Origin of the sequence: Erwinia rhapontici (genome assembly GCF_020683125.1) — a bacterium.
Taxonomy (GTDB): Bacteria; Pseudomonadota; Gammaproteobacteria; order Enterobacterales; family Enterobacteriaceae; genus Erwinia; species Erwinia rhapontici.
In genome coordinates, this window is the sequence record NZ_CP085627.1 from 3,403,469 (window position 1) to 3,429,096 (window position 25,628).

Consider the following 25,628-nt stretch of genomic DNA (forward strand, 5'->3'; position numbering starts at 1 on the left):
AAGTGAAAAAAAACTTCACTTTTAGCTCACCTTAAACAAAATATTTTCACACCGTGTTGGGCGTTACTTTTCACCTGATGCACAGTCAGAGAGTGACTCTCCCTGAAAAAAATGGCTTAAATTTGCTGAAACTGACTTATTTTTTGTTTAATTCCTCATTCACATATAATTAATAAAATGAATGTGTTATTTGATTAAAATTTATCGATACGATTAATTATTTTAATTTAATGGTTTAGTACAGTAGCCGATTAATTGCCAAAAAATGCTGAAAAATAGTGCAACCACTGATTAATGATTTGATTTAGTTAACAGAAAAATTAGTTTGATGATGGCCGTTTAGACACTTTCAGGCATAAAAGCGATTTAACCGTGGTAATAACGCGGGGTTAATGACGCGAAAATTTCATGTTGATTCGTGACCGTAAGCACAAGCAGGCAATAGCTTAAAAAGCCACCAACCCCGCTCCGGGTTCAACAGTGAAAATCGGCATTTTATGTTCCCTCACAATAATTTGAGTTAAGTAAAAGAGGCTCAGCCTTAGCCAGGAACCTTCTTAAAAGCTGGCGTTAAGGGACAATTCTGATTCACCGCCCTATTTATCCAGGTTATTAACTTTGCCCATCCTGTCTTTCTGTGTTGCACCCTGCCCGGCATCGCCTTCACAGGCAGGGTTTAGCTTCTTAACTGGCAACAATTGTGGTAAAAAATGGGGTTGATTACGCGACAGGCAAAATGGATACAATGACGATACTGGAAGGCTCTGCCTCAGAGGAAAAAGCGCTGGCAACACAGCGTGCCACGCGTGCGGTATTTTTAATCGCCGGTATCGGCATGGCCTCCTGGGCCCCCCTGGTTCCTTATGCGAAAGATCGTGCCCTGCTGAGCGATGGCTCACTCGGCACCCTGTTATTGTTTCTTGGATTAGGCTCGCTGATTGCGATGCCATTGACCGGGATGCTGGTGGGTCGTCTGGGATGCAAACGCGTTATTGCAGCGGGCAGTCTGTTGCTGTTGCTGCTCTTACCCCTACTGGCAACGCTCTCCAGCCCTTCTACACTGGCGCTGGCGCTGATGATCTTCGGTGCCGCCATCGGTCTGATCGACGTTGCCATGAATATCCAGGCCGTCGAGGTCGAAAAAACGGCTAAAAAAGCGATGATGTCAGGGTTTCATGGTTTCTTCAGCGCGGGCGGGATTGTGGGTGCCGGACTGGTCAGCGCTGCGCTCGCGCTCGGTGCCTCTCCGTTAGTGTCGATACTGATGATCAATGTTTTGTTGGTGTTGCTGTGGCTTTACTGCCAGCAGCACCTGCTGAGCCAGCGTCTGCACCAGCCGGATACGTCGCTGTTTGTGATGCCGCGCGGCTGGGTACTGTTCCTTGGCGTGCTCTGTTTTATTCTGTTTTTAACCGAGGGTGCCATTCTTGACTGGGGCGCACTGTTTCTGACCCATAACCGTGACCTGCCCGCCTCACAAGCCGGGTTGGGTTACGCGGTATTTTCCATCGCCATGACCATTGGCCGCCTGTTTGGCGACCGCATCGTCAACGTGTTCGGGCGCACGCCAACGTTATTCTGCGGTTCATTATGCGCGGCGGGTGGCCTGGTGCTGGCAGTGGCGATACCGGATGCCACCTGGACGCTGGCCGGTTTTCTGCTGGTGGGGTTTGGTGCTTCAAACGCCGTGCCAATAATGTTCAGCGCAGCGGGAAAGCAGCAGGTGATGCCCGCCAATCTGGCCATCGCAGCGATGACCACCATCGGTTACGCCGGCATTCTTGCAGGGCCCGCGTTGGTCGGTTTTATTTCTCAATTATCCAGCCTGTCCGTCGCGTTCAGCGGCATTGCGGCGCTGCTGTTGGTCGTTGCTGCCAGCGCCCGACAGATTACTCGTTAACCGGGGTTTCACTGCATGTTGCCATATAAATTTCCACTGACTTCCGGCAATGTTACGCGCTTCTTTGCACTGTTTATTCTGGTGCTGGTACTGGCATCAGGATTTATGATCCACAATGCAGTTAACGCCTGGCTGACAGAAAAGCGCTACGCGATGGCGGATATCACTCACGCGATGCAAAAGCGTATTGATACCTATCGCTTCGCCACCTGGCAGATTTATGAAAACCTGGCGGCCAATGCGGCGGGCACGGCGGGCAACAGTTTGCAGGAAACCCGTCTACGTCAGGATGTCTATTATCTGGAGAAAACCCGGCGTAAAACCGAAGCATTGATTTTTGGTTCACACGACAGTGGCACGCTGGATATGACCCTGCGTATGTCCAACTATCTCGACACCTTATGGGGTGCCGAGAACAGCACCTGGTCGATGTATTTCCTCAACGGGCAGGACAACAGCCTGATCCTGGTCTCTACCCTGCCATTAAAAGATATGGCCTCACGCTATAAAGAAAGCGCGATCAGCAACATCGTTGAGGCACGTCGCGCCGAGATGCTGCAACAGGCTAATGCGCTGGACGAGCGTGAGAGCTTCTCGCCGTTGCGCCGTTTTACCTGGCAGAATGACCACTACTTCACCGTGCGCACCACCTTCAATCAGCCGGGGCATCTGGCGACCGTGGTGGCTTTCGATCTGCCGGTGAACGACATTATTCCGCTGAATATGCCGCTGGAGAATTTCCAGCTAAAGCAGGATACCACCCCGGTTGCCGAAGGGGATGATAATCAGGACAGCAGCAGCACCACCCGCATCAATTGGGTTAACCCTAATATCGAAATTGCCGGTTCACTGGCCAGCACGCCCTTACAGCTGATCTATCGTGTACCGATCACCGGGCTGGTGGTAGATACCTTACATAATCTGCTGTGGCCGCTGCTGGCTAATCTCGCGTTGTTGCTGATGTCACTGGCGGGTCTTTTCCTGCTGCGCCAGCAGTCGTTGCGCCCCAGTGAAAACCAGAGTGCCGAGCTGGAGTCGCTGCGCCTGTTGAATGAAGAGATCGTCGGTACGCTCCCGGTGGGGCTGCTGGTGTATGATTTTGCCAATAACCGCACCCTTATCAGCAATAAAATTGCTGAGCACCTGCTGCCGCATCTCAATCTGCAAAAAATCATCAATATGTCCGATCAACATCAGGGTGTTTTGCAGGCCACGGTGAACAACGAGGTGTATGAGATCCGTCATGCCCGCAGCATGATTTCACCGCATACGCAGGTGTTTATGATGCGCGATCAGGATCGTGAGTTGTTGGTGAACAAAAAGCTGCAAAAAGCACAGCAGGTGCTGGATAAAAACCATCAGTCACGCCAACAGCTCTTGCAGAATCTCGGTCACGCGTTGCAGCGTCCACTGAACGAGGTGATCACCAGCCTGCAAGCGCTGGCTGCCGCACATCCGGACGAACAGGTGGATACCTCGCTGGAAGCCTCTCAGGCTCTCAGTCGTCTGGTTGACGATATTGTGTTACTGAACCAGCTGGAAACCCTCGACTGGACCCCGGACGCAGGCAGTTTCAATCTGCAAACCCTGCTGGATGAGCTGGTGGCTGAGCTGCTACCGGTTATGCGCCGCAAAGGTCTGACGCTGATGATCGCCAATCACCGCAGCAGCGATGAGACGCGTTTTGGCGATCGTCGGGCAATCAGTAAAATCTTGTCCACGCTGCTGCACTATGCCGTGACCACCACAACCTGGGGCCGGGTCAGCGTCACCGTAAGCGCCCCCGACGATCGCCCGGATCGCCTGTCGATTGAGATTGTTGATACTGGTGCTGGTCTTTCGGCTGACGAAATGTCGAACACGGATTTCCCGTACCTGGGTGAGACTCATCAGGACCGTTATGGTCAAGCCTCAGGCATGGCCTTTTTCCTGTGTAAGCAACTGTGCAAACAGTTAGGTGGCCATCTGGATATCAGCGCCAGCCCGGATATCGGCTCGCGCTACAGCATCCAGCTCCATACGCCGCTGGAACCCCAGCTGGTACAGGAAGAGAAGCTCCTGGAGGGCGTCAACGCCCTGATTGATATTACCGTTGATGACGTGCGTAAAATCGTCGTACATCAGCTTGAAGACTGGGGAGCGAACTGCATTACGCCAGACGAACGTTTCTCCGGTCAGGAACACGATGTACTGGTAACGGATGAACCTGAGCATTTGACGCCCTGGTCATTACTGCTCTCCGGTGATGAACCGGGTTTCTGCCAGATTTCATCCAATCAGTACCGGGTCAATTTCAATATCAGCAGTGCGATGCAGGATGCGCTGCTGACGTTGATTGAACAGCAACTGGCTCAGGACGAGCTGGATGACGAAAATGCGGAACAACAGACCACGGCTCAACTTTTCGCCAGTGGTTACTTCCAGCTTTTCGTCGATACAGTACCCGATGATGTCAAGAGACTGTATAATGAGGCCGCAAACAGGGACTTTACTGCGCTTGCTCAGACTGCGCATCGGCTGAAAGGCGTGTTTGCCATGTTAAATTTATTACCCGGCAAGCAGCTTTGTGAAACGTTAGAACATCACATTGAACAGTGTGACGATTCAAACATCAAAAATACCACCAGTGAAATTGACAATTACGTCAATGACCTGCTGCAGCAAGGTAACCAATAATATGAATAACCTGAATGTCATTATTGCCGACGATCACCCCATTGTTCTGTTCGGCATTCGTAAGTCGCTCGAACAAATTGAATGGGTCAATGTTGTCGGTGAGTTTGAAGACTCCACTGCATTAATTAACAGCTTGTCTAAGCTTGATGCCAACGTTCTGGTGACAGATTTGTCTATGCCAGGCGAAAAATATGGCGATGGCATTACACTGATCAAATATATCAAGCGTCACTATCCTGATCTGTCGATCATTGTTCTCACCATGAACAATAACCCAGCCATTCTCAGCGCTGTGCTGGATCTGGATATCGAAGGCATCGTACTGAAGCAGGGTGCACCAACCGACCTGCCTAAGGCTCTGGCCGCATTGCAGAAAGGCAAAAAGTATACGCCGGATAGCGTGGCGAAACTGCTGGAGAAAATCAGCGCGGGCGGTTACGGCGACAAGCGTCTGTCACCGAAAGAGAGCGAAGTGCTGCGTCTGTTTGCTGAAGGCTTCCTGGTAACCGAAATTGCCAAGAAACTGAACCGCAGTATTAAGACGATCAGTAGCCAGAAGAAATCAGCCATGATGAAACTGGGTGTGGATAACGATATTGCGCTGCTGAACTATCTGTCATCAGTCAGCATGTCACCGGTTAAAGATTAAGTTTAAGACTGACGGGGCGACCTGAAAAATGGTCGCCCCTACATCTGCAGGGGCTGACCTTCTGTTTTGGTCAGCCTTTATGATTTAAACGTTCGCCCTGCTCTCTCTTGCCCGCTGCGCATATAACGTTAACGCCTGCTGTAATGTATCCATCGTCACCGGCTTAGACAGACAGTTATCCATTCCCGCATCAATACAGCGCTGTTTCTCTTCCGCTAACGCATTCGCCGTCACGCCCACCACCGGGAACGTTTTCCCCAGTTCGCGCAGACGTCGTGTCAGGCCATAACCATCCATATTCGGCATATTGACATCGGTCAACACGATATCAATCTCGTTACGGCCGATCACGTTAAGTGCATCAAGACCGTCGCGCGCCGTTTTCACGCGGTAACCCAGCGATCCGAGCTGATCGGAAAGCAACATACGGTTGATCGGATGATCGTCGACCACGAGGATCAGGATGTCATCATGCGCGGCGGTTTGCGCTTCTTTCGCCAGTACGGCAAGCCCGCCTTCAGGCTGATCCGCCTCCACCCGGTAGATCCGCGCCAGCAATGAAGGTAATTCGTGCGGCGTGGTTGTCGCACAAACCCAGTGCCCCGCGCCCAGATGCTGTGGTGCATCATTGTGGCGACTGTCAAAGCGGATAGTGGCACGTACGGCCTGCTCAGGCAGGAAATCATGATCGGTAATCATCACGTCATCTGCCGCCGCCTCGCCTTCGTAGCGCTGCACCTGAATACCGTGTTCGCCCAGCAAGCGCGTCAGGAACGTGGCCAACTGCTCATTACGCAGTGCCAGCCAGCACTGCTTATCGTGCAGACCGTCCTGCAACTCTGGCGCTATCACCCGGCTGTTATACAGCGGAATACGGATAATAAACAGGCTGCCCATGCCCGGCTCAGAGTCGACCTCAATATCACCGTCCATCATATTGATCAGCTTCTCACAGATAGCCAGCCCCAACCCGGTTCCCTGGAAGTTACGCTGTACCCCACTTCCGACCTGGAAGAACGGGTCAAACAGGCGCGTCAACTCCTTTGCCGGGATCCCCACGCCGCTGTCGCGCACGCGGAAAGCCAGATACCCATCTTTGACGTAAACCTGCAGGATGATCCCGCCAGTATGAGTGAACTTAATAGCATTATTCAGCAGGTTGGAGATGACCTGCTGCAAACGCATCGGGTCACCATCCAGCGTGGCTGGAACATCGCTGTCGACAAAGCACCACAGCGTCAGACGCTTTTTCACCACCATTGCCAGATAGTTGGAAGTGATATGTGCCACCACTTCACGCGGAGAGAACTCAGCGGGTTCTATTTTCAGCTGCTCAGACTCAATTTTTGAGAAATCGAGAATATCACTGATGATTTTCAGCAACAGGCTGGAGGAGTTGTTCATGGCCGTCACCAGCGACTCAACGCCCGGCGGCAGAGATTTTGTTTGCAGCAGGTCAAGGTTACCGATAATGCCATACAGCGGCGTACGCAACTCATGGCTGACGGTCGCCAGGAACATGGATTTGGACTGGCTGGCCTGCTCTGCGGCCTGAGCCATCTCCTGTAATGACTCTTCCATTTTGACGCGGGCACTGACGTCAACCAGCACGCAGATCGCCACATTCTCATTGCGGTAGCGCGAATGGACAAAGCTGATTTGCAGATTGGTATTACTGCCTGTCAGCACATCGACAAAGTTAACCTGCTGTCCACAGATAATCTCGGTTAAGCGCAGCCGATCTTCCTGAGTCAGCATGGTGAGATAATTATGAGCCAGCTCGTTACTGAGGATGTTGGTGCCATCACTGGTGCGCAAAATGCAGATCCCGACCGGCGCCGAGGCCACAATTTTACGGTTAAACTGCTCGTGCTCCTCCAGCCGGTGGGCATTATCTTCTGCGGGCAAAAACATTCTGCGTTCAAACAGCCATGCCAGCGTAAACAGCACTACCGCACTGATCAGGTTCAGCAACAGGGCGTTGATAATCAAAATTTTCAGCCGTTCAATCATCACATTGGTCGGCACCGAGTAGACGATACTGAGCGAAGACGGTGACAGACTTTTCTTCATGATTAGTTGATTGTAGCCGGAAATATAGCCAAACCAGGCGGCGTCATCAGGCAGGTCATCCGCTGAGAAATCCGGGCCATTGCGCGCAGAAGAGAGCAGACGCTGATTATTCTGATCCACCAGCGTGGCCGTTACCGGCATGCTACCCGGCAGGATCAGGTCTTCCATACGGATATTCTGCTCAATACCCAGCAGAGCCGTGACCTTATTGACCACATACACCGGGGTGATCATGTAGTAATAGCCAACGCCGGGCTGTGCCGCCGGAGAGATCCAGAACAGGCTGTTTTTACGCTCGTCTTCGTTACCATTACGGTACTTCAGGATGCGCTCGCGCAGCGATTTCATCGCGCGTTCACGATCGACGGATGCCGTGCCCAGGCCGAAATCCGCCAGGCAGGTACTGTCGCCACCGATAAAGAACACCCGGTTCAGTTCATAGGCGGAAGCGAAATTTTCTTTCCAGTAACTCAGGAAATAACTGAGAGGCTCCAGTGAGTTGCGCCAGGTATTGCTCATTGCATTGCAGTCGGAATCCGCATACAGAGGGTAGAACTCTGGCGGCGATGCTTTGCCTGCAGAGACACCGCTCAGTCCATCAAGGCTGCTGGTCGCAGTATTCAGGCGGTTTTCCGCAATAAACTTCAGCTCACGCATGACGTCCGCTGAATGGCGCACATACCACTGAGCCTGGTCATAGCTGGTATTGAATTCCTGGCGTACCTGCGATTCTCTTTCGTGTATGACGTTAATGATATAAAACGTGGTCAGCAGTGCGCCCAGCGTCCACAGCATCAACGCCAGGGCGCGGAACAGATAGCGGGAGATCTTTAACGTCGTTCGGAAAGAGACAAGATATTTCAAGCGTAACCCACTGGCAGCCATAACGGACAAAAGAAAATGATTGCCGATACAGTAGCGTCAGCATGGTAAAAAAGCCAGTTATCAGCACGCCCGCAGGCCGCTATTTCAGTGATTTTCAGCCTGTTCCCAGGCATCTTTGCGCCACTCAGATGGGGTTTTACCCGTGATGCGGCGAAACTCGCGATTAAAGTTGGATTTGGTCTGGAAACCGACGCTCTCCATCACTTCAATCACCGTCTGCTGGCTGCCCGCCAGGCGCTCTCCCGCCTCGCGGATACGCCAGCCATTCACATACTGAGACACGCTTTGCTGATAGAGGGCATTCACCGCCGCGGATACCTGCCGCGTCGGGATCCCGGCTTTGCGCGCCAGTCGCGCAAGGTTCAACTGAGGCTCCCGGTACAGCCCGGCCTGCATCAGAGCATCGATACGGGCCACAATATCCGGGTCCTCTGCACTGACCTCCCGCGTCACCTTGATCACAGGCGGTGCAACAGGTACACGGCCTAACAACAGCAACAGCGACATCACCGCCGCGATGGTCAGATTTCCGGCTAATAACAGTCCCGGGGTTCCCTCCGCCGCCGCAAATATCATTAACCAGGACACGGTGATATCCAGTAAGGCTACCGCAACCAGCAATAACGCCAGCAGCCGCCAGCCACGCAGCGTCAGATCACTCTCGCTCAGTGCCGCCTCCGGCAGCGCATCGCTGCCCGATTTCAGCCGCAGCAACATCAGGCCGGCACAGCCCAGCCAGATGGCAGGGAGCAGCCAGTCAATCCCCTGCGGCAGCCAAAGCACGCAGGCGACCATCAACATGACCACCAGCGCACTGCGCCAGGCGTGTACGCGCTGCCCGGTTGCCTGTGCCAGCGCCAGACGGCACATCAGCGGCAGTGCCGCCGCCGTGATGGGCTGCAATTCGCGCCAGACCTTTTCCCCGGGCAGCATAATAGCCAGCCCGGCAATCAGACTGTGCATCAGACACAACCACAGCAGCAGTTGAAACAAGTGTCCGGTGTATCGGCGCTGCACCAACAGCAACACGCATACCAGACTGAGCAAAAAATTAACCGGTATCAGCATAGGACTCTATCGCGTTCGAGGACGCCAGGCGCCTGTAATGTCCTGATAATAGTCTTTTTCCACACGACGAGTGAATATGATGCGTTTAATTATTTCCACAATGCTATGGATACTGAGTCTCCCCGCGTGGTGCTATTCCGTCGGCAGCCAGCAGGAAACGATCGTTGATAGCCAGCGCGCACGCACGCTGAATGTGCGTATTTTTTATCCCAGCCATAGCGAGCAAGTCCCTCAGCGACAGGCAGAGAATGGCGTTTTTTCGGGGTTCTCGGCTATCGTGAATGCGCCGCTGGCAACAGGCCGTTTCCCGCTGATTGTGTTGAGCCACGGCAGCGGCGGTAATAACGCCAGTCTCGCCTGGCTGGCCGTTCCTCTGGCAGCGCGCGGTGCCATCGTTATTGCCGCCAGCCACCCCGGCAGTACCACCGGAGATTCCAGTCCAAAAACCGATCTGACCCTTCAGATCACCGATCTCTCTTTTATGCTCACCCACTATCTTCAGGCTCCACGCTGGCAGCAGACCATCGATGCAGAAAAAATCGGCGCGATAGGTCATTCTAAAGGCGGATACAGCGTGCTGGCGCTGGCCGGTGCCCGCACCAACCGCCAGCAGATGAGCCACTACTGCCAGACAATGCCACAGATGCCAGACTGTCAGTTTTACTATCGTGATGGCGTCAGACTGGAAAACACGGACGACCAGCGCCTGGCGGCCAGCTATCGCGATCCGAGGGTGAAGTGGGTCATAGCCCTCGACCCCGGCATGAGCTACGTACTGACCCGCAGCAGTCTGGATACCATCAAGATCCCGTTGCTGACCATCGCCGCAGACTATTTTATTCGTGCCACCGGAAAGATGAATCTCGGTGTGGATCGTCTTAAATTACCGCTGATAACCGTGCCTGATGCCGGGCACTTTGACTTTCTACCGCTCTGCCAGCCCAATGCCGCCGCGATTCTGGCAGAGGAAGGGGAGGCATTTATTTGTGAAACCCCAACGGCGCAACGGGAAGTGATCCACCAGAAAACCCTGGCCGACGTCAGCCAGTTTATGCAACACCACGGTTTTCTCGCGCCCCGGCCCGCTAAGTAAGTTCTGTTTTTCAGGCAAAAAAAAGCCGGTTCAGAGTGAACCGGCTTTTTTATCAGACCCTTAACGATTACTCGTCATCGGCCTCAGGTGCATCGTCGTCGCTTTCCACTTCCGGGGCAATATCGTCATCCCCTTCCGCGACGCTGCCGTCGATAGCATCAAGTTCATCTTCCGCTACCGGTTCGGCCACACGTTGCAGACCCACCACGTTTTCATCTTCAGCGGTACGAATAAGGATAACACCCTGGGTGTTACGCCCTACTACGCTCACTTCAGACACGCGGGTACGCACCAGCGTACCGGCATCGGTGATCATCATAATCTGATCGCTGTCGACAACCTGTACCGCACCAATAACCGGTCCATTACGTTCGGTCACTTTAATCGAGATCACACCCTGCGTCGCACGCGACTTGGTTGGATACTCGGTGTTCGCCGTACGCTTACCATAACCGTTCTGTGTCACGGTCAGGATGGCACCATCGTCACGCGGTACAATCAGTGACACCACGCGATCGCCTTCTGCCAGTTTGATACCGCGCACGCCAGAGGCAGTACGACCCATCGCACGAACAGCGCTTTCTGCGAAGCGCACCACTTTACCGGCGGCAGAGAACAGCATCGCTTCATCGCTACCGTTGGTCAGTGACACACCAATCAGTTCGTCGTCGTCACGCAGGTTGACGGCAATGATACCGGCGCTGCGTGGGCGGCTGAACTCTTTCAGGGCCGTTTTCTTCACGGTACCGCTGGCGGTCGCCATAAAGATGTTAAAGCCTTCTGCATACTCACGCACCGGCAGGATTGCGGTGATACGTTCGTTGGCTTCCAGCGGTAACAGGTTGACGATTGGACGCCCACGCGCACCACGGCTGGCTTCCGGCAGCTGATAAACCTTCATCCAGTACAGACGACCACGGCTTGAGAAGCAGAGGATGGTGTCATGGGTGTTGGCCACCAGCAGGCGGTCGATAAAGTCTTCTTCTTTAATGCGTGCAGCCGATTTACCTTTACCACCACGGCGCTGCGCTTCGTAATCAGTCAATGGCTGATACTTCACGTAGCCCTGATGCGACAGGGTCACCACAACATCTTCCTGGTTGATCAGGTCTTCGATGTTGATGTCGGCGCTGTTAGCGGTGATTTCGGTACGACGCTCATCGCCGAACTGATCGCGGATCAGCTCCAGCTCTTCGCGAATCACTTCCATCAGACGCTCGGAACTACCCAGAATGCGTAACAGCTCTGCGATCTGCTCCAGCAGCTCTTTGTACTCGTCGAGCAGTTTTTCATGCTCAAGTCCGGTCAGTTTCTGCAGGCGTAAATCAAGGATCGCCTGAGCCTGCTGCTCAGTCAGATAGTACTGACCATCGCGGATACCGAACTCATCTTCCAGCCACTCAGGGCGCGCTGCATTATCACCGGCACGTTCCAGCATCGCGGAGACGTTACCCAGCGCCCATGGACGCGCAATCAGGCCCGCTTTCGCTTCAGAAGGAGAAGCAGCGCGGCGGATCAGCTCAATAATCGGATCGATGTTCGCCAGCGCTACGGCCAGTGCTTCAAGGATATGAGCACGGTCACGCGCTTTACGCAGTTCGAAAATGGTACGGCGGGTAATCACTTCACGACGGTGACGCACGAAGGCTTCAAGAATATCCTTCAGCGGCATAATCTTTGGCTGGCCCTGGTGCAGTGCCACCATGTTGATGCCGAAAGAGGTCTGAAGCTGAGTCAGTGAATACAGATTGTTCAGAACCACTTCGCCAACCGCATCGCGCTTCACTTCGATCACGATGCGCATACCGTCTTTGTCAGACTCATCGCGCAGGGCGCTGATGCCTTCCAGACGTTTTTCTTTTACCAGCTCGGCAATTTTCTCAATCAGGCGCGCTTTGTTCACCTGATACGGAATTTCATGCACGATGATGGTTTCACGGCCGGTCTTCGCATCCACTTCCACTTCACCACGGGCGCGGATGTAAATTTTTCCACGGCCAGTGCGATAAGCTTCTTCAATGCCACGGCGGCCATTGATGATAGCGGCGGTCGGGAAGTCCGGGCCTGGGATGTGTTCCATCAGCCCTTCGACGGTAATGTTTTCGTCGTCGATATAGGCCAGGCAGCCGTTGATCACTTCGGTCAGGTTATGTGGAGGAATGTTCGTGGCCATCCCGACGGCAATCCCTGAGGAACCGTTAACCAGCAGGTTGGGAACGCGGGTCGGCATCACTTCCGGGATCTGCTCGGTGCCATCGTAGTTAGGCACAAAGTCAACGGTGTCTTTTTCCAGATCCGCCAACAGTTCGTGAGCGATTTTGGACATGCGAACTTCGGTATAACGCATCGCAGCAGCGGAGTCGCCATCTACGGAGCCGAAGTTGCCCTGACCGTCCACCAGCATGTAACGCAGCGAGAACGGCTGCGCCATACGCACGATGGTGTCATACACGGCAGTGTCGCCATGAGGGTGATATTTACCGATGACGTCACCGACGACACGGGCGGATTTTTTATAAGCTTTGTTCCAGTCGTTACCGAGGACGTTCATAGCGTAAAGCACGCGGCGGTGAACCGGCTTCAGGCCATCACGGACATCTGGCAGCGCACGGCCAACGATGACCGACATTGCATAATCCAGATAGGAGTTCTTTAACTCTTCTTCGATATTGACCGGTGTAATTTCGCGGGCCAGGTCGCTCATGGAGGCGCTTTCCTTCTGTATTATTCCCGGATTCAAAGGTGCGAAAGTATATCACAAAGCAGCCATGTGTTGAATGGAAAGCGTTGCTTTGGCCGCTTTATTGCATTCTGTCCCTCTCCGGCCCGCGCCCCTGCCCATCGCAACGCGTAAACATGTATAATGGGGCAAACTTTGGCTGGAGTAATAACCCAATGAAATCAGAACAAAACGCGGGTACGCAGAACGTTGATCACGGTGAAATCGCTAAATTTGAAGCAGTTGCTTCACGCTGGTGGGATTTAGAAGGCGAATTTAAGCCTTTGCACCGGATTAATCCGCTGCGCCTTGGCTGGATTGCCCAACACGCTGACGGCCTGTTTGGCAAGAAGGTGCTGGATGTTGGCTGCGGCGGCGGTATTCTCGCCGAGAGCATGGCGCGTGAAGGTGCGAACGTCACCGGGCTGGATATGGGAGCGGAACCGTTGCAGGTTGCCCGTCTACATGCACTGGAAAGCGGCGTAGCTATTGATTACGTCCAGCAGACCGTGGAAGAGCACGCTGAGCAGTTCGCCGGACAGTACGATGTGGTGACCTGCATGGAGATGCTGGAGCACGTGCCCGATCCACGTTCCGTGGTCCATGCCTGCGCCCGGCTGGTGAAACCGGGTGGCGAAGTGTTCTTCTCAACCCTTAACCGCAATAGCAAATCCTGGCTGATGGCGATCATCGGCGCAGAATACGTATTACGTATGGTGCCGCGCGGCACACACGACATCAAAAAGTTTATCCGTCCGGCTGAACTGCTGAACTGGGTCGATGAAACTCCCCTGCGCGAACGCCATATTATTGGCCTGCACTACAACCCGATCACCAACCACTTCAAACTGGCTCCGGGCGTTGACGTGAACTATATGGTGCATACGCACAGCGCCATCGACGCGTCGTGACGCTATACGGGCGGATGCCGATCCGCCCGTGCGATATACGTGCGATATATAAGTCCATCTTAGTGCCTGACGCGAGATAAGATCGTTTTCGTCTTATCCCTGTCATCAAGATCAGGTTAATCTCACCGCATCACGCCATTTGTGCCCGTGAGGCGTCTTATTGTGCGTACTTTTTCAGCGCCCCAAAGCTCGAATTTTTTAACCTGAACAAGAAACCCGCGCTCGATCAAGATTCTAAAAAAAATCTCAACCCATTGACATTGACCCAGGGCCTTGAGAAACGTGGACTTAGGAAAAATGCCAGCCCTAGAACCGGAGTTTGCCGCGAAAATCAAGCCTTGTTAAGCACGCGGAAATTACTAGAATACTCACCATATTGTTATCAAGGTTTCTTCCACCCCCTATATGTAGTGTTTATCCACAGAGTTACTCACAATGAGAAATCTGTGTATAAACGTGGGGACTATTTGTTAAGGACAGGTAAAACGCGACATGAATCAGAGTCTGCTTGTAACCAAACGCGATGGCCGCACCGAGCGTATCGATCTCGATAAAATCCACCGTGTTCTCGACTGGGCTGCCGAAGGACTGCAAAACGTCTCCGTCTCTCAGGTTGAACTGCGATCCCACATCCAGTTCTACGAAGGTATCCGCACTTCTGATATCCATGAAACTGTCATTAAGTCTGCTGCTGATCTGATTTCTAAAGATGCCCCTGACTATCAGTACATGGCTGCCCGTCTGGCCATCTTCCATCTGCGCAAAAAAGCCTACGGCCAGTTCGAGCCGCCAAAGCTGATTGACCAGGTCACCCGCATGGTAGAGATGGGCAAATATGACCATCACCTGCTGGAAGACTACAGTGCGGAAGAGTTTGAGCTGATGGACGGCTTTATTGACCACTGGCGTGATATGAACTTCTCCTACGCTGCCGTGAAGCAGTTGGAAGGCAAGTATCTGGTGCAAAACCGCGTGAGTGGTGAGATCTATGAAAGCGCCCAGTTCCTGTACATTCTGGTCGCGGCCTGCCTGTTCTCCGGCTACCCGCGCGAGACGCGTCTGGACTACGTGAAGCGTTTTTATGATGCGATCTCCACCTTTAAGATCTCACTGCCAACGCCAATCATGTCTGGCGTGCGTACGCCTACGCGCCAGTTCAGCTCTTGCGTGCTGATCGAATGTGGTGACAGCCTGGACTCTATCAACGCCACTTCCAGCGCCATTGTGAAATATGTTTCTCAGCGCGCCGGGATTGGTATCAATGCGGGCCGCATTCGTGCGCTGGGTAGCCCGATCCGTGGCGGTGAAGCCTTCCACACCGGCTGTATCCCGTTCTATAAGCATTTCCAGACTGCAGTGAAGTCCTGCTCTCAGGGCGGCGTTCGCGGCGGGGCAGCCACGCTGTTCTACCCGATGTGGCATCTGGAAGTCGAAAGTCTGCTGGTACTGAAAAACAACCGTGGTGTTGAAGGCAACCGCGTGCGCCATATGGACTACGGTGTTCAGATCAACAAACTGATGTATCAGCGCCTGCTGAAGGGCGAAGATATCACCCTGTTCAGCCCGTCTGACGTGCCGGGCCTGTACGATGCTTTCTTTGCGAACCAGGACGAGTTCGAGCGCCTGTACACCAAATACGAGCAAGACGACAGCATCCGCAAACAGCGCATCAAAGCGGTAGAGTTGTTCTCACTGATGATGCAGGAACGTGCTTCTACCGGCCGTATCTACATCCAGAACGTCGACCACTGTAATACTCACAGCCCGTTCGATCCGGCTATCGCACCTGTTCGCCAGTCCAACCTGTGCCTGGAAATTGCGTTACCAACCAAACCGCTGCTGGATGTGAACGACGAAAACGGCGAAATTGCGCTGTGTACGCTCTCCGCATTCAACCTGGGCGCGATTGAAAGTCTGGATGACCTGCAAGAGCTGGCCACGCTGGCAGTTCGCGCGCTGGACGCCCTGCTCGATTATCAGGATTACCCCATCCCGGCCGCCAAACGCGGTGCAATGGGGCGTCGTACGCTGGGTATTGGTGTGATCAACTACGCCTACTATCTGGCTAAAAATGGCGTACGCTACTCCGATGGCAGCGCCAACGTCCTGACGCACCAGACCTTTGAAGCTATTCAGTACTGGCTGCTGAAAGCGTCCAACGATCTGGCCATCGAACAGGGTGCCTGCCCGTGGTTCAATGAAACCACGTATTCTCAGGGTATTATGCCAATCGACACCTATAAGAAAGATTTGGATGCGATTTGTAACACACCGCTGCTGCTCGACTGGGAAGCACTGCGTGAATCCGTGAAAACGCACGGCCTGCGTAACTCCACGCTGTCTGCGCTGATGCCGTCAGAAACCTCTTCGCAGATTTCTAACGCCACCAACGGGATTGAACCACCGCGCGGCCATATCAGTATTAAAGCATCAAAAGACGGTATCCTGCGCCAGGTGGTCCCGGAGTACGAACGTCTGAAAGACAGCTACGAGCTGCTGTGGGATATGCCAAACAATGATGGCTATCTGCAACTGGTCGGCCTGATGCAGAAATTTATCGACCAGGCGATTTCGTCGAATACCAACTACGATCCAACGCGCTTTGCCAACGGTAAGGTGCCAATGAAGCAGTTGCTGAAAGACCTGCTTACGGCCTATAAGTTTGGCGTGAAAACGCTTTACTATCAGAACACGCGTGACGGTGCAGAAGATACCCAGGAAGACCTGGCACCATCGATTCAGGATGATGGCTGTGAAAGCGGTGCCTGCAAGATCTAATCTCCGTGGGCCAGGTTTGCCTGGCCCCTTCGCGAAACATTGACTCTGAGGGTCGGGCATGCCCGACCCTGAACGCATCTGGAATACATCATGGCTTACACCACATTTTCGCAGAATAAAAATAATCAGCTGCTGGAACCGATGTTCTTCGGCCAGCCGGTGAACGTGGCGCGTTTCGACCAGCAGAAGTATGACATCTTTGAAAAACTGATCGAAAAGCAGCTCTCTTTCTTCTGGCGCCCGGAAGAAGTGGACGTCTCACGCGATCGTATCGACTATCAGGCACTGCCGGATCACGAAAAACACATCTTTATCAGCAACCTGAAATATCAGACGCTGCTGGACTCCATCCAGGGACGTAGCCCGAACGTGGCGCTGCTGCCGTTGATCTCGATTCCTGAACTGGAAACCTGGATTGAAACCTGGGCATTCTCAGAAACCATCCACTCACGTTCTTACACCCATATCATCCGCAATATCGTTAACGATCCGTCGCTGGTGTTTGACGATATCGTCACCAACGAGCAGATCCTGTCGCGTGCCAAAGATATCTCTGGCTACTACGACGATCTGATTGAGATGACCAGCTACTGGCATCTGCTGGGTGAAGGTACGCACGAAGTGAATGGTAAAACCGTCACCGTCAGCCTGCGTGCACTGAAAAAGCAGCTCTACATCTGTCTGATGAGCGTGAATGCGCTGGAAGCCATTCGTTTCTACGTCAGCTTTGCCTGCTCCTTCGCCTTTGCTGAGCGCGAACTGATGGAAGGCAACGCCAAAATCATCAAGCTGATCGCCCGTGATGAAGCCCTGCATCTGACCGGCACCCAGCACATGCTGAACCTGCTGCGCAGCGGCGAAGATGACCCTGAAATGGCAGAGATCGCCAAAGAGTGTCGCCAGGAGTGCTACGACCTGTTTGTGCTGGCAGCCGAGCAGGAGAAAGAGTGGGCAGAATATCTGTTCAGCGGCGGTTCGATGATCGGCCTGAATAAAGACATTTTGTGGCAGTATATTGAATACATCACCAATATCCGCATGAATGCCGTCGGTCTGGATCTGCCGTTTAAAACCCGCTCCAACCCGATCCCATGGATCAACTCCTGGCTGGTTTCCGATAACGTGCAGGTCGCGCCGCAGGAAGTGGAAGTAAGTTCTTACCTGGTCGGCCAGATTGACTCTGAAGTAAACGCTGACGACCTCAGCGACTTCGAGCTGTAAGATGGCGAGCATTACACTGCGTACCACCGGTACGCAGCTTGAATGTCATGATGAACACCCTTCCCTGCTTGCCGCACTGGAGTCGCACCGGGTGTGCGTGGAGTATCAGTGCCGTGAGGGCTACTGCGGTTCGTGCCGCACACGTCTGCTGAAGGGTGAAGTCAGCTACAGCGCAACGCCGTTGGCCTTTGTGCAACCGGGTGAGATTTTGCCCTGCTGCTGCAAGGCCGAAGGGGATATTGAGATCGCGCTGTAAGGGGTTAAGCGCGGCTATCTCATCGACATCGGGTCGGGCATGCCCGACCCCTACGCATTCCCGATAATCGATACCATCACCGCACCACATCGGGTCGGGCATGCCCGACCCCTGCGCATTACTGATAATCGATACTGTCACCGCATCACATCGGGTCGGGCGTGCCCGACCCCTGCGCATTACTGATAATCGATATCGTCACCGTGCCACGTCGGGTCGGGTCGGGCGTGCCCGACCCCTGCGCATTACTGATAATCGATACCATCACCGCACCACATCGGGTCGGGCATGACCGACCCCTACACGTTCCCGATAATCGATACCGTCACCGCATCACATCGGGCCGGGCATGACCGACCCCTACACGTTCCCGATAATCGATACCGTCACCGCATCACGTAGGGGCGAGGCATGCCTCGCCCGGGGCGTTTACAGCGTTTCTACCACATCAATCCAGCCGTGTCCGGTGGTCACTGACTGACCATTCAACCAGCGGCGCAGCATATTCATCGCCAGCATGGCCACCATCTCCTGCCGTGCTTTCAGACCATGTCGGCTGACGTTAAACTTCACTTTTTGCGCAAAAGTGCCGTCCGGCGTGTGCAGAGCAAAGCCCAGACGATCGTCCTCCAGACTTCCCACGACCAGCGATAACCGGGCATGGTTCTGTTTCGCCAGCTGCTGACTGCGTGCCGCCAGCAAGCCCAGTGACTCACTCTGATGAGGCAACACGTTGCCCGCCGCCAGAGAAGCACCGGCGGAAATAAGCTGCCATTGCAACAGCCCGGCGCTGAACTGCTCGCTAACGGCAAGCGTAAGCTTATGTTCTTTCAGACGGCGTGCCAGCTGCTCGGGTAAGGTTTCAAACCCTTCAAAGATCACACTGTCACCGGCAATCTCACGTACCTGCTGCCAGAACTGCTCCATCTCGGCACGCTTTGACGCCGGACCGTTCAGCTTCAGTTCGATAATCGGCATCGATGCGCGGTAACCCATCACCACCCCTTCCGGCAGCGCTAAAGGCTCAATATCAGAGGCGAGGTCACTTTCCCCGCGACCAAAAGTGGTCATCCGCAGGCAGACGGGCGGCTCGGGCAACTGGAAACGGGCTTTCAGGCGCGGCAGGATTTGATCCATGACCATCACCTTGTATTCGGAAGGCACACCCGGCGTGAAGAAGATCCAGCAGCGATTAAGCTGCATGGCGAAACCGCAGGCGGTGCCGACCGGGTTATCGATCATCTCCGCACCCTGCGGGATTTCAGCCTGCTTACGATTACTGGCGGCCATCACTTTGCCACGGCTGGCAAAGAAGGCTTCCATTTTCGCCAGCCACTCAGGATGAATTTGCAGTTCCACTCCGGCTGCGGTGGCGGCGGCCAGCGCACTCAGATCATCACTGGTCGGCCCCAGGCCACCATTCACGATCAAGACATCAGCCACTTTGCTGCGCTCGGTCAGTACCGTCACCAAATCCTGCAAGCTGTCCCCTACCGTCTGACGGCTGGTCATCGGTAAGCCCTGCTCAAACAGTACGCCAGCCAGCCAGGCCGCGTTGGTATCGACGATTTGTCCGTGCAGCACTTCGTCGCCGGTCGCGAGCATTTCCACTCTTATCATGTTGTTCTCCGGGTACACTCAAGCTTTACACTGTAAGAAGCACCCGGCAGAAATACAACGTCAATTTCCACTTCTTTAGCCGTCATTAGACCCGCGATGTCAAACAGGCCTGCGTCTGATTTGCCACCCATGCCTTCAGCTGCACGCGTGAGCGCTTGATCGCCCCGCCGTTATCAGCCGGTAGCGGATACCACGCCACCGGGCGCTGATACCCGGCCAGCTTTGGCGCGGCCCAGTCGGCCAACACCTCCAGCCCAATATTGCCTTCCACCAGTGCGACCGCGCGATGACCGTACTCCGCATCGACTTTTGGCACAATAAACACCTGTGTCACCGCCGGATGGGCGAGCAAAATGCGTTCAATATGCTCCGGCTGTACCGACTCACCGCCTGAAAAGAACAGGTTATCGCGCCGTCCGTCGACCCGCAGCTCGCCCCGATGCCAGTGCCCACAATCGCCGGTACGTAACCAGCCGTCGTGATCCGTCAACGGCATCAGTGCGCCCTGCAACCAGTAGCCGGAGGCCAGAGCGGGCGAACGCACCCAGATCTCACCGTCGACCACCCTGACCTGATGGCCAGCCAGTGGCGCACCCACGCCTGGATGTTCGTCTGCCCGTCGGGCGCAAAGAGTCGATGCAGTTTCCGTCATACCGTAGCCACAATAACAGTGCAGCCCGGCGGCCTCCGCCTGACGCGTCAGCTCAGCGGGGATTTGCGCACCGCCCAGCAGTACCGCGCGCAATCTGGCGGGTAAAACAGGTTGATTGAGCAGGCGCCAGAGCTGCGTGGGCACCAGAGACGCGATGCTGCTGCGCGCCAGTGCAGTATGCAATCCTTTGTCATCGGGGATCACCAGCGTGCCTCCGGCCAGCAGCCAGCGCCAAAGGATGCCCTGCCCGGAGACATGAAACAGCGGCAGCGACAATAACCAGCGATCATCAGCCGTCAACGCCATCAGTTCAATGACCGCTGCGGCGCTGTGCAGATGGGCGCTGAAAGTGTGGGCCGCTGCTTTAGGCAGCCCGGTAGAGCCAGAGGTTAACGTCAGGGTGGCGATCCGATCCGGCTGCCACGGCTGGCTGCCATCACCGGCAATCGGACGCAGCGCCAGCATGGGTCTTTCAATACTGGTTTCCCCGGCCAGATTGAGTACAAAGTCCAGCCCCAGCCCCGGCAACAGCTGGCGTAGCTGGGCATCCGGCAACTGAGGGTTAAGCCCCAGCACTCGTGCCCCGCAGGCCATCAGTCCGAGCCACGCCAGCAGCGCCGCCAGACTGTTCGCGCTTCGCAGCGCCACGACATCTCCGGCGGCCACGCCTTGCTGCTGAAAGCCCTGAGCATGTTCTGCCACCGCCTGTGACAGCTGCTGCCAACTGAGCGTGACCTCGCCACTATCAATCGCCAGCGACGCCGGACAACACTTCTGCCAGTCACGCCACGGCCAGTCGGCTATCGTTGCCAGAGACATTGCAGCACCTCTCTGTTCTGCACAGGTAACATACTGCCGGGCCACGCCCGCAGCACCTGCTGCTGCATCAGTTGCAGCGTATCCAGACCTGGCCGCACGCCCGGCGTCAGCTCATGTGCGAGCCGTGCCAGCTGGGTCAGCCCAAGGCTGGACTCCAGCGCACTACTGATCACCGGGGTTAACCCCTGCGCCTTCGCCTGTAACACCTGATGCTGTACGCGCTGAATACTGCCCGTGAGCATCGGTTTGATGACCACGGCCACCACGCCGGGTGCGGCGGTCAGTGCGTCATCATGGTCACGCAGGGTTTCATCCCAGGCGATGTTAATACCTGTCTCGGCGGCAAAGGCGAGGCTCTGCTGTCTGTCACGGCAAGGCTCTTCGATAAACGCAATGCGTGAACGCAACTCCGGCGACACATAGCGGGCAAAGCTCAATGCCTTTTCCAGCGTCCAGCTTTGGTTAGCATCCAGCCGCAAGGTGAGGTGCGGTAACGCCTCCAGCAGCAGGTTGACCTGCATGCCGTCGCGTATCGCCTCGTACAGGCCCACTTTCATTTTTGCCAGCGGCTCTGGCTGACGCAGCAGTTGCTGAAATAACGCGTCCGGATCGCCACTGCACAACTGCGCCAGACGATACTCCCCTTCTGCGGGCAGGGTGTTCGTCAGCTCGGCCTGCGCACAGCTGATGCCGAAGGCCACAGAAGGCCGTTCACTCTCTGCGGGCGTTTCACCCTCACACCACTGCGCCAGCCAGCTCATCGCCTGCTGCTGTGCTTGTTCAAGTGTCTCATGGCTGAACTCTGGGAGGGGGGCAATCTCACCCCAGCCTTGCGCTGCTCCCTCCATCAGGTTCACCAGCAGTCCCTGGCGGGTTTTTAACCGCTGGTTTCGTAACACCACCCCGGCGTCCATGGCGACCTGATAACCGTATAACGTGGCGTGACGCATCAGGGATTACGCCGGAAGTTGCTGAAGTCAGGCTGACGCTTTTCGTTGAATGCATTGCGCCCTTCCTGCCCCTCTTCCGTCATATAGAACAGCATGGTGGCATTGCCCGCCAGCTCTTGCAGCCCGGCCTGGCCATCACAATCCGCATTGAGAGCGGCTTTCAGGCAGCGCAGCGCCATCGGGCTGTTTTGCAACATCTCACGGCACCAGCGAACGGTCTCTTTTTCCAGCTCGGCCAGCGGTACAACGGTATTAACCAGCCCCATATCCAGTGCCTGCTGTGCGTTATACATCCTGCACAGGAACCAGATTTCACGCGCCTTTTTCTGGCCGACAATACGCGCCATGTAGGCCGCGCCCCAGCCGCCATCAAAGGAGCCCACTTTCGGCCCGGTCTGACCAAACTGTGCATTATCTGCCGCAATCGTAAGGTCGCACATCATATGCAGAACGTGGCCGCCACCCACCGCATAGCCCGCCACCATCGCCACGACCGGTTTCGGACAGGTACGAATCTGGCGTTGCAGGTCGAGGACGTTAAGATGATGAACGCCCGCGTCATCTTGATAACCGCCGTAGTCGCCGCGAACTTTCTGGTCCCCACCGGAGCAAAATGCCCGTTCGCCTTCGCCGGTCAGCACAATCACGCCCACCGCCGGGTCACGGCGCGCATTATCCAGCGCCTGCTGGATTTCACTGACCGTTAACGGGCGAAAGGCATTACGTACTTCAGGACGGTTGATGGTGATTCTGGCAATACCATCGTCCGTTTTGTGATAGCGAATATCGCTGAACTCAGCGCCGCAATCCCGCCACTGCGCCGGGGCATACAGCAGGCTTTCATCTGGATACAACATCAAAGCTCCTTAATGGTGATTAAGCACGCGGGCAAGTTGATGGGCAAATGCCAGGGGATTCGCCAGGTGCGAGTTATGGCCCGCTGCGGGGATAACCGCAGGAGGAAGTGCGGCCTGCTGAGCAAGCTGCAAAAATTTTTGATCCCACTCACCGCAGAGATAGCGGAACGGAAAGGTTTTTTCTCGCAGTTCCGGCAGCAGGTCGGGCTGCTCTGAGAGTGAGGTGGCCTGTAACATCGCCGCCAGATCTTCACCGCGATTGTTGAGCCGCCGGGCGACCAGGCGCTGGCGTTGGATTGCGGTCAGTTCGGCAAAAACCGGCTGCTGATACCACTGGTCCAACGCCTCTTCCAGCGGTTGCTGGCGGAAACACTGTACCCAGCCCTGGTCATGCGCCCGGCGGCGGGTACGCTCACTGGGGCAACTGAGGCCAAAATGCCCGGCTTCCACCAGCAATCCTGCCAGACCGTTACCGGCGTGACGGCAGGCGTGATAGAGCGCCAGCCGTCCGCCGAGGGAGTAACCGATCAGCCAATAGCGATCGACCTGGTGATAGTGCAGCGTGGCGTTAAGTCGCTGGCATACATCATCAAAACCGCTCACGGTCTGCGCACGTGAACCACCGTGACCGGGCAGATCAATACTGAGCAGCGGCCAGTGACTGAAATAGCGCTGAACCGGCTGCCAGTCCGTTGCACTCCCGAGAAAACCGTGCAGCCATACCAGTACCGGACGCGTACTGTGATGGTGCCCCTGCCAGTGCGCATGTAGCATCATAAATGGACCACCTCGCTGGCGCAGCGCGCCAGGGTTTGTGCACCCTCATCACCGTCGACCACCACCTCAATCAGGGTGATGCCCGAACTGAAACCCTGTTCAACCGCCCGCTGAAGTGCCAGCCAGCTGGCTGGCTGTGCAAAATGCAAACCAAACAGTGCCGCAGCATGGCGAAAATCAACGCTGGGCGGCATAGTGAAGAAGCGTTCACGTTCAGATAAGGGCGTTGGCAGCATAGAGAAGATCTGGCCGCCCTGGTTGTTTACCACGATGACCACCACCGGCGCAGAAGCCTGCTGCAACAGCGCCAGGCTATTCAGATCGTAGAGCGCGGAGAGATCGCCCAGCAGGATCAGTAGCGGCTGGCCCGTGCCGCGCTGTACGCCCGCCGCCGTTGCCAGTAACCCGTCGATGCCGCTGGCACCGCGATTACAGTACAGCGGATAACCCGCAGGAAGCTGTGCAAAAGCATCAACCAGGCGAATGGCGAGGCTGTTGCCGATAAACAGCGCGCCGTTTTCCGGCAGCAGTGCGGGCAGACGGTGCGCCAGCTGTGCCTCGCCAAACTGCTGCAAATGCTGTTGCAGATAGTCCCGGGTACGTTCAGCCAGCGGCACCAGCTGTGGACACCAGGGATGACGAGGCGCCGCAGGATGGTGCTGCAACCAGTCAGAAATATTGGCCTGAATGCGCCGCCCGCCAGGGTTCCCCGGATGGCGCTGCCCCGGTAATGCATCGATCAGCCAGTACATCTCAGTGCCGCTGTCGTTCTGATAGTTGAGCAGGTTTTTTCCCGTCAGGCTGCTGCCGAACTGCACCACGATCTGCGCCTCACTCAAGGCCCACTGTGCCGATGGATGCCCCAGCCACAAGGCCGCGCCAGGTAGTGGTTGCCCGGTTTGTGACACCACGTCACCGAGCAGCGGCCATCCCAGCATTTCCGCCCACTCGGCCAGCTGCTGGCCTTGCTGAGCACTGACGCGCCCGACAATCACCACCCCCCGTTTCTGGCGCCAGAAAAACCAGTCTTCTTCAATGGGGGTATGGCTGCGCTGTGGATATTTCAGCCAGGGTTCGTTGCTGTCCCACCAGTTTCCCAGTTCATCCTGCCAGGCGAGGTAATCGTTGCTGTCAGCGCCATACAGAGGTTCAGCAAACGGGCAGTTGATATGCACGCCGCCATGCTGCTGCTGTGCCAGCAAGGTATCGATGGCCGAGACCAGCCAGCGTGCGGGGATCGACGGTGAAGGCCGGGGAAGGTTGAGTGCAGCGGAAACATGGGGCGCAAAGAGACCAGGCTGTTCAATGGCCTGATTCGCGCCACAGTGAATCAATTCGGGTGGGCGGTCGGCGCTGATGGCGACCAGTTTTTCGCCGGTCAGATGCGCTTCAACCAGCGCGGGATAAAGGTTGGCTACCGCCGTCCCGGAAGTGACAACGATCGCCACCGGTTGATGGGTGGTTTTGGCCAGGCCGAGCGCGAGAAAACCGAGGCCACGCTCGTCAAAATGGGTATGACACACCCATTTATCACTGGCTGCTACTGCCAGAGCCAGCGGCGCAGAACGGGACCCGGGAGCAATGCAGATATGCCGTATACCGTGGCGCGTCAGCGTTTCCAGCAGTACGGTAGCCCAGCGGCGATTAAACGTTGCGTGCGACATCTCTTGCTGCATAGCCACTCCAGATCAAAAATCCTCGCGCTATTATAATCAGCTGAATTG

General features: G+C 55.4%; 17 protein-coding genes. 8 read left to right on the plus strand and 9 right to left on the minus strand.

Annotation, left to right across the window (positions count from 1 at the left end; translation table 11 throughout):
• Positions 1-745: 745 nt before the first annotated feature.
• Genes LJN55_RS15790 through rcsB form a run of 3 tightly spaced genes read left to right on the plus strand, consistent with a single transcriptional unit; the run spans position 746 to position 5,225 of the window.
• On the plus strand, positions 746-1,900 hold the full coding sequence (locus tag LJN55_RS15790) for an MFS transporter (RefSeq protein ID WP_227534823.1): 1,155 nt from the start codon (positions 746-748) through the stop codon (positions 1,898-1,900).
• A gap of 15 nt (positions 1,901-1,915) precedes the next feature.
• Positions 1,916-4,576, plus strand: a complete 2,661-nt coding sequence (gene rcsD, locus LJN55_RS15795; protein WP_227534824.1) for a phosphotransferase RcsD — start codon at positions 1,916-1,918, stop codon at positions 4,574-4,576.
• Position 4,577: 1 nt separating this feature from the next.
• Complete coding sequence (rcsB, locus tag LJN55_RS15800; RefSeq protein WP_062742930.1) at positions 4,578-5,225, plus strand: response regulator transcription factor RcsB; 648 nt, start codon at positions 4,578-4,580, stop codon at positions 5,223-5,225.
• Between the two features lie 84 nt (positions 5,226-5,309).
• Here the strand turns inward: rcsB and rcsC are convergent, their stop codons facing one another.
• Entirely contained in the window at positions 5,310-8,162 is a 2,853-nt protein-coding gene (gene rcsC / locus LJN55_RS15805; RefSeq protein WP_227534825.1) for a two-component system sensor histidine kinase RcsC, read from the minus strand.
• A gap of 105 nt (positions 8,163-8,267) precedes the next feature.
• Positions 8,268-9,230 carry a helix-turn-helix domain-containing protein gene (locus LJN55_RS15810; RefSeq protein WP_227534826.1) on the minus strand — a complete coding sequence of 321 codons (963 nt, stop codon included), beginning with the start codon at positions 9,228-9,230 and terminating at the stop codon, positions 8,268-8,270.
• Positions 9,231-9,327: 97 nt separating this feature from the next.
• On the opposite strand from LJN55_RS15810, the gene LJN55_RS15815 reads away from it, so the two are divergent.
• Positions 9,328-10,344 (plus strand): alpha/beta hydrolase family protein, encoded by a 1,017-nt coding sequence (locus tag LJN55_RS15815; protein ID WP_227534827.1) that lies wholly within the window; start codon positions 9,328-9,330, stop codon positions 10,342-10,344.
• A 67-nt stretch (positions 10,345-10,411) separates the two neighbouring features.
• Here the strand turns inward: LJN55_RS15815 and gyrA are convergent, their stop codons facing one another.
• A complete protein-coding gene (gene gyrA, locus LJN55_RS15820) occupies positions 10,412-13,048 on the minus strand; it encodes a DNA topoisomerase (ATP-hydrolyzing) subunit A (protein WP_133841422.1) in 2,637 nt (878 codons plus the stop codon).
• A gap of 191 nt (positions 13,049-13,239) precedes the next feature.
• Here gyrA and ubiG point away from each other — a divergent pair, with 191 nt between their 5' ends.
• The 4 genes from ubiG (at position 13,240) to yfaE (ending at position 18,229) form a co-directional block, all read left to right on the plus strand.
• Positions 13,240-13,974 carry a bifunctional 2-polyprenyl-6-hydroxyphenol methylase/3-demethylubiquinol 3-O-methyltransferase UbiG gene (ubiG, locus tag LJN55_RS15825; RefSeq protein ID WP_133841421.1) on the plus strand — a complete coding sequence of 245 codons (735 nt, stop codon included), beginning with the start codon at positions 13,240-13,242 and terminating at the stop codon, positions 13,972-13,974.
• A gap of 492 nt (positions 13,975-14,466) precedes the next feature.
• On the plus strand, positions 14,467-16,752 hold the full coding sequence (gene nrdA, locus LJN55_RS15830) for a class 1a ribonucleoside-diphosphate reductase subunit alpha (RefSeq protein WP_133841420.1): 2,286 nt from the start codon (positions 14,467-14,469) through the stop codon (positions 16,750-16,752).
• 90 nt (positions 16,753-16,842) lie between these two features.
• The gene (gene nrdB, locus LJN55_RS15835) at positions 16,843-17,973 is read left to right on the plus strand and encodes a class Ia ribonucleoside-diphosphate reductase subunit beta (protein WP_133841419.1); all 1,131 of its coding nucleotides are present in this window, start codon (positions 16,843-16,845) and stop codon (positions 17,971-17,973) included.
• Position 17,974: 1 nt separating this feature from the next.
• The gene (yfaE, locus tag LJN55_RS15840) at positions 17,975-18,229 is read left to right on the plus strand and encodes a class I ribonucleotide reductase maintenance protein YfaE (protein WP_133841418.1); all 255 of its coding nucleotides are present in this window, start codon (positions 17,975-17,977) and stop codon (positions 18,227-18,229) included.
• A 429-nt stretch (positions 18,230-18,658) separates the two neighbouring features.
• On the opposite strand, the gene LJN55_RS15845 is transcribed toward yfaE, so the two are convergent.
• The 6 genes from LJN55_RS15845 to menD form a co-directional block, all read right to left on the minus strand.
• On the minus strand, positions 18,659-19,849 hold the full coding sequence (locus LJN55_RS15845) for a nicotinamide mononucleotide deamidase-related protein YfaY (protein WP_133841417.1): 1,191 nt from the start codon (positions 19,847-19,849) through the stop codon (positions 18,659-18,661).
• 85 nt (positions 19,850-19,934) lie between these two features.
• Positions 19,935-21,320, minus strand: a complete 1,386-nt coding sequence (menE, locus tag LJN55_RS15850; protein ID WP_212813088.1) for an o-succinylbenzoate--CoA ligase — start codon at positions 21,318-21,320, stop codon at positions 19,935-19,937.
• Positions 21,302-22,270, minus strand: a complete 969-nt coding sequence (menC, locus tag LJN55_RS15855; protein WP_159336286.1) for an o-succinylbenzoate synthase — start codon at positions 22,268-22,270, stop codon at positions 21,302-21,304. Before menC ends, menE begins: the two co-directional genes overlap by 19 nt.
• Complete coding sequence (gene menB, locus LJN55_RS15860) at positions 22,270-23,127, minus strand: 1,4-dihydroxy-2-naphthoyl-CoA synthase (RefSeq protein ID WP_133841414.1); 858 nt, start codon at positions 23,125-23,127, stop codon at positions 22,270-22,272. The genes menC and menB overlap by 1 nt, the downstream gene beginning before the upstream one ends.
• 9 nt (positions 23,128-23,136) lie before the next feature.
• A complete protein-coding gene (gene menH, locus LJN55_RS15865) occupies positions 23,137-23,904 on the minus strand; it encodes a 2-succinyl-6-hydroxy-2,4-cyclohexadiene-1-carboxylate synthase (RefSeq protein WP_166653679.1) in 768 nt (255 codons plus the stop codon).
• Positions 23,901-25,568, minus strand: coding sequence for a 2-succinyl-5-enolpyruvyl-6-hydroxy-3-cyclohexene-1-carboxylic-acid synthase (gene menD / locus LJN55_RS15870; RefSeq protein ID WP_227536406.1), 1,668 nt, complete (start codon positions 25,566-25,568; stop codon positions 23,901-23,903). The genes menH and menD overlap by 4 nt, the downstream gene beginning before the upstream one ends.
• Between the last annotated feature and the right edge of the window lie 60 nt (positions 25,569-25,628).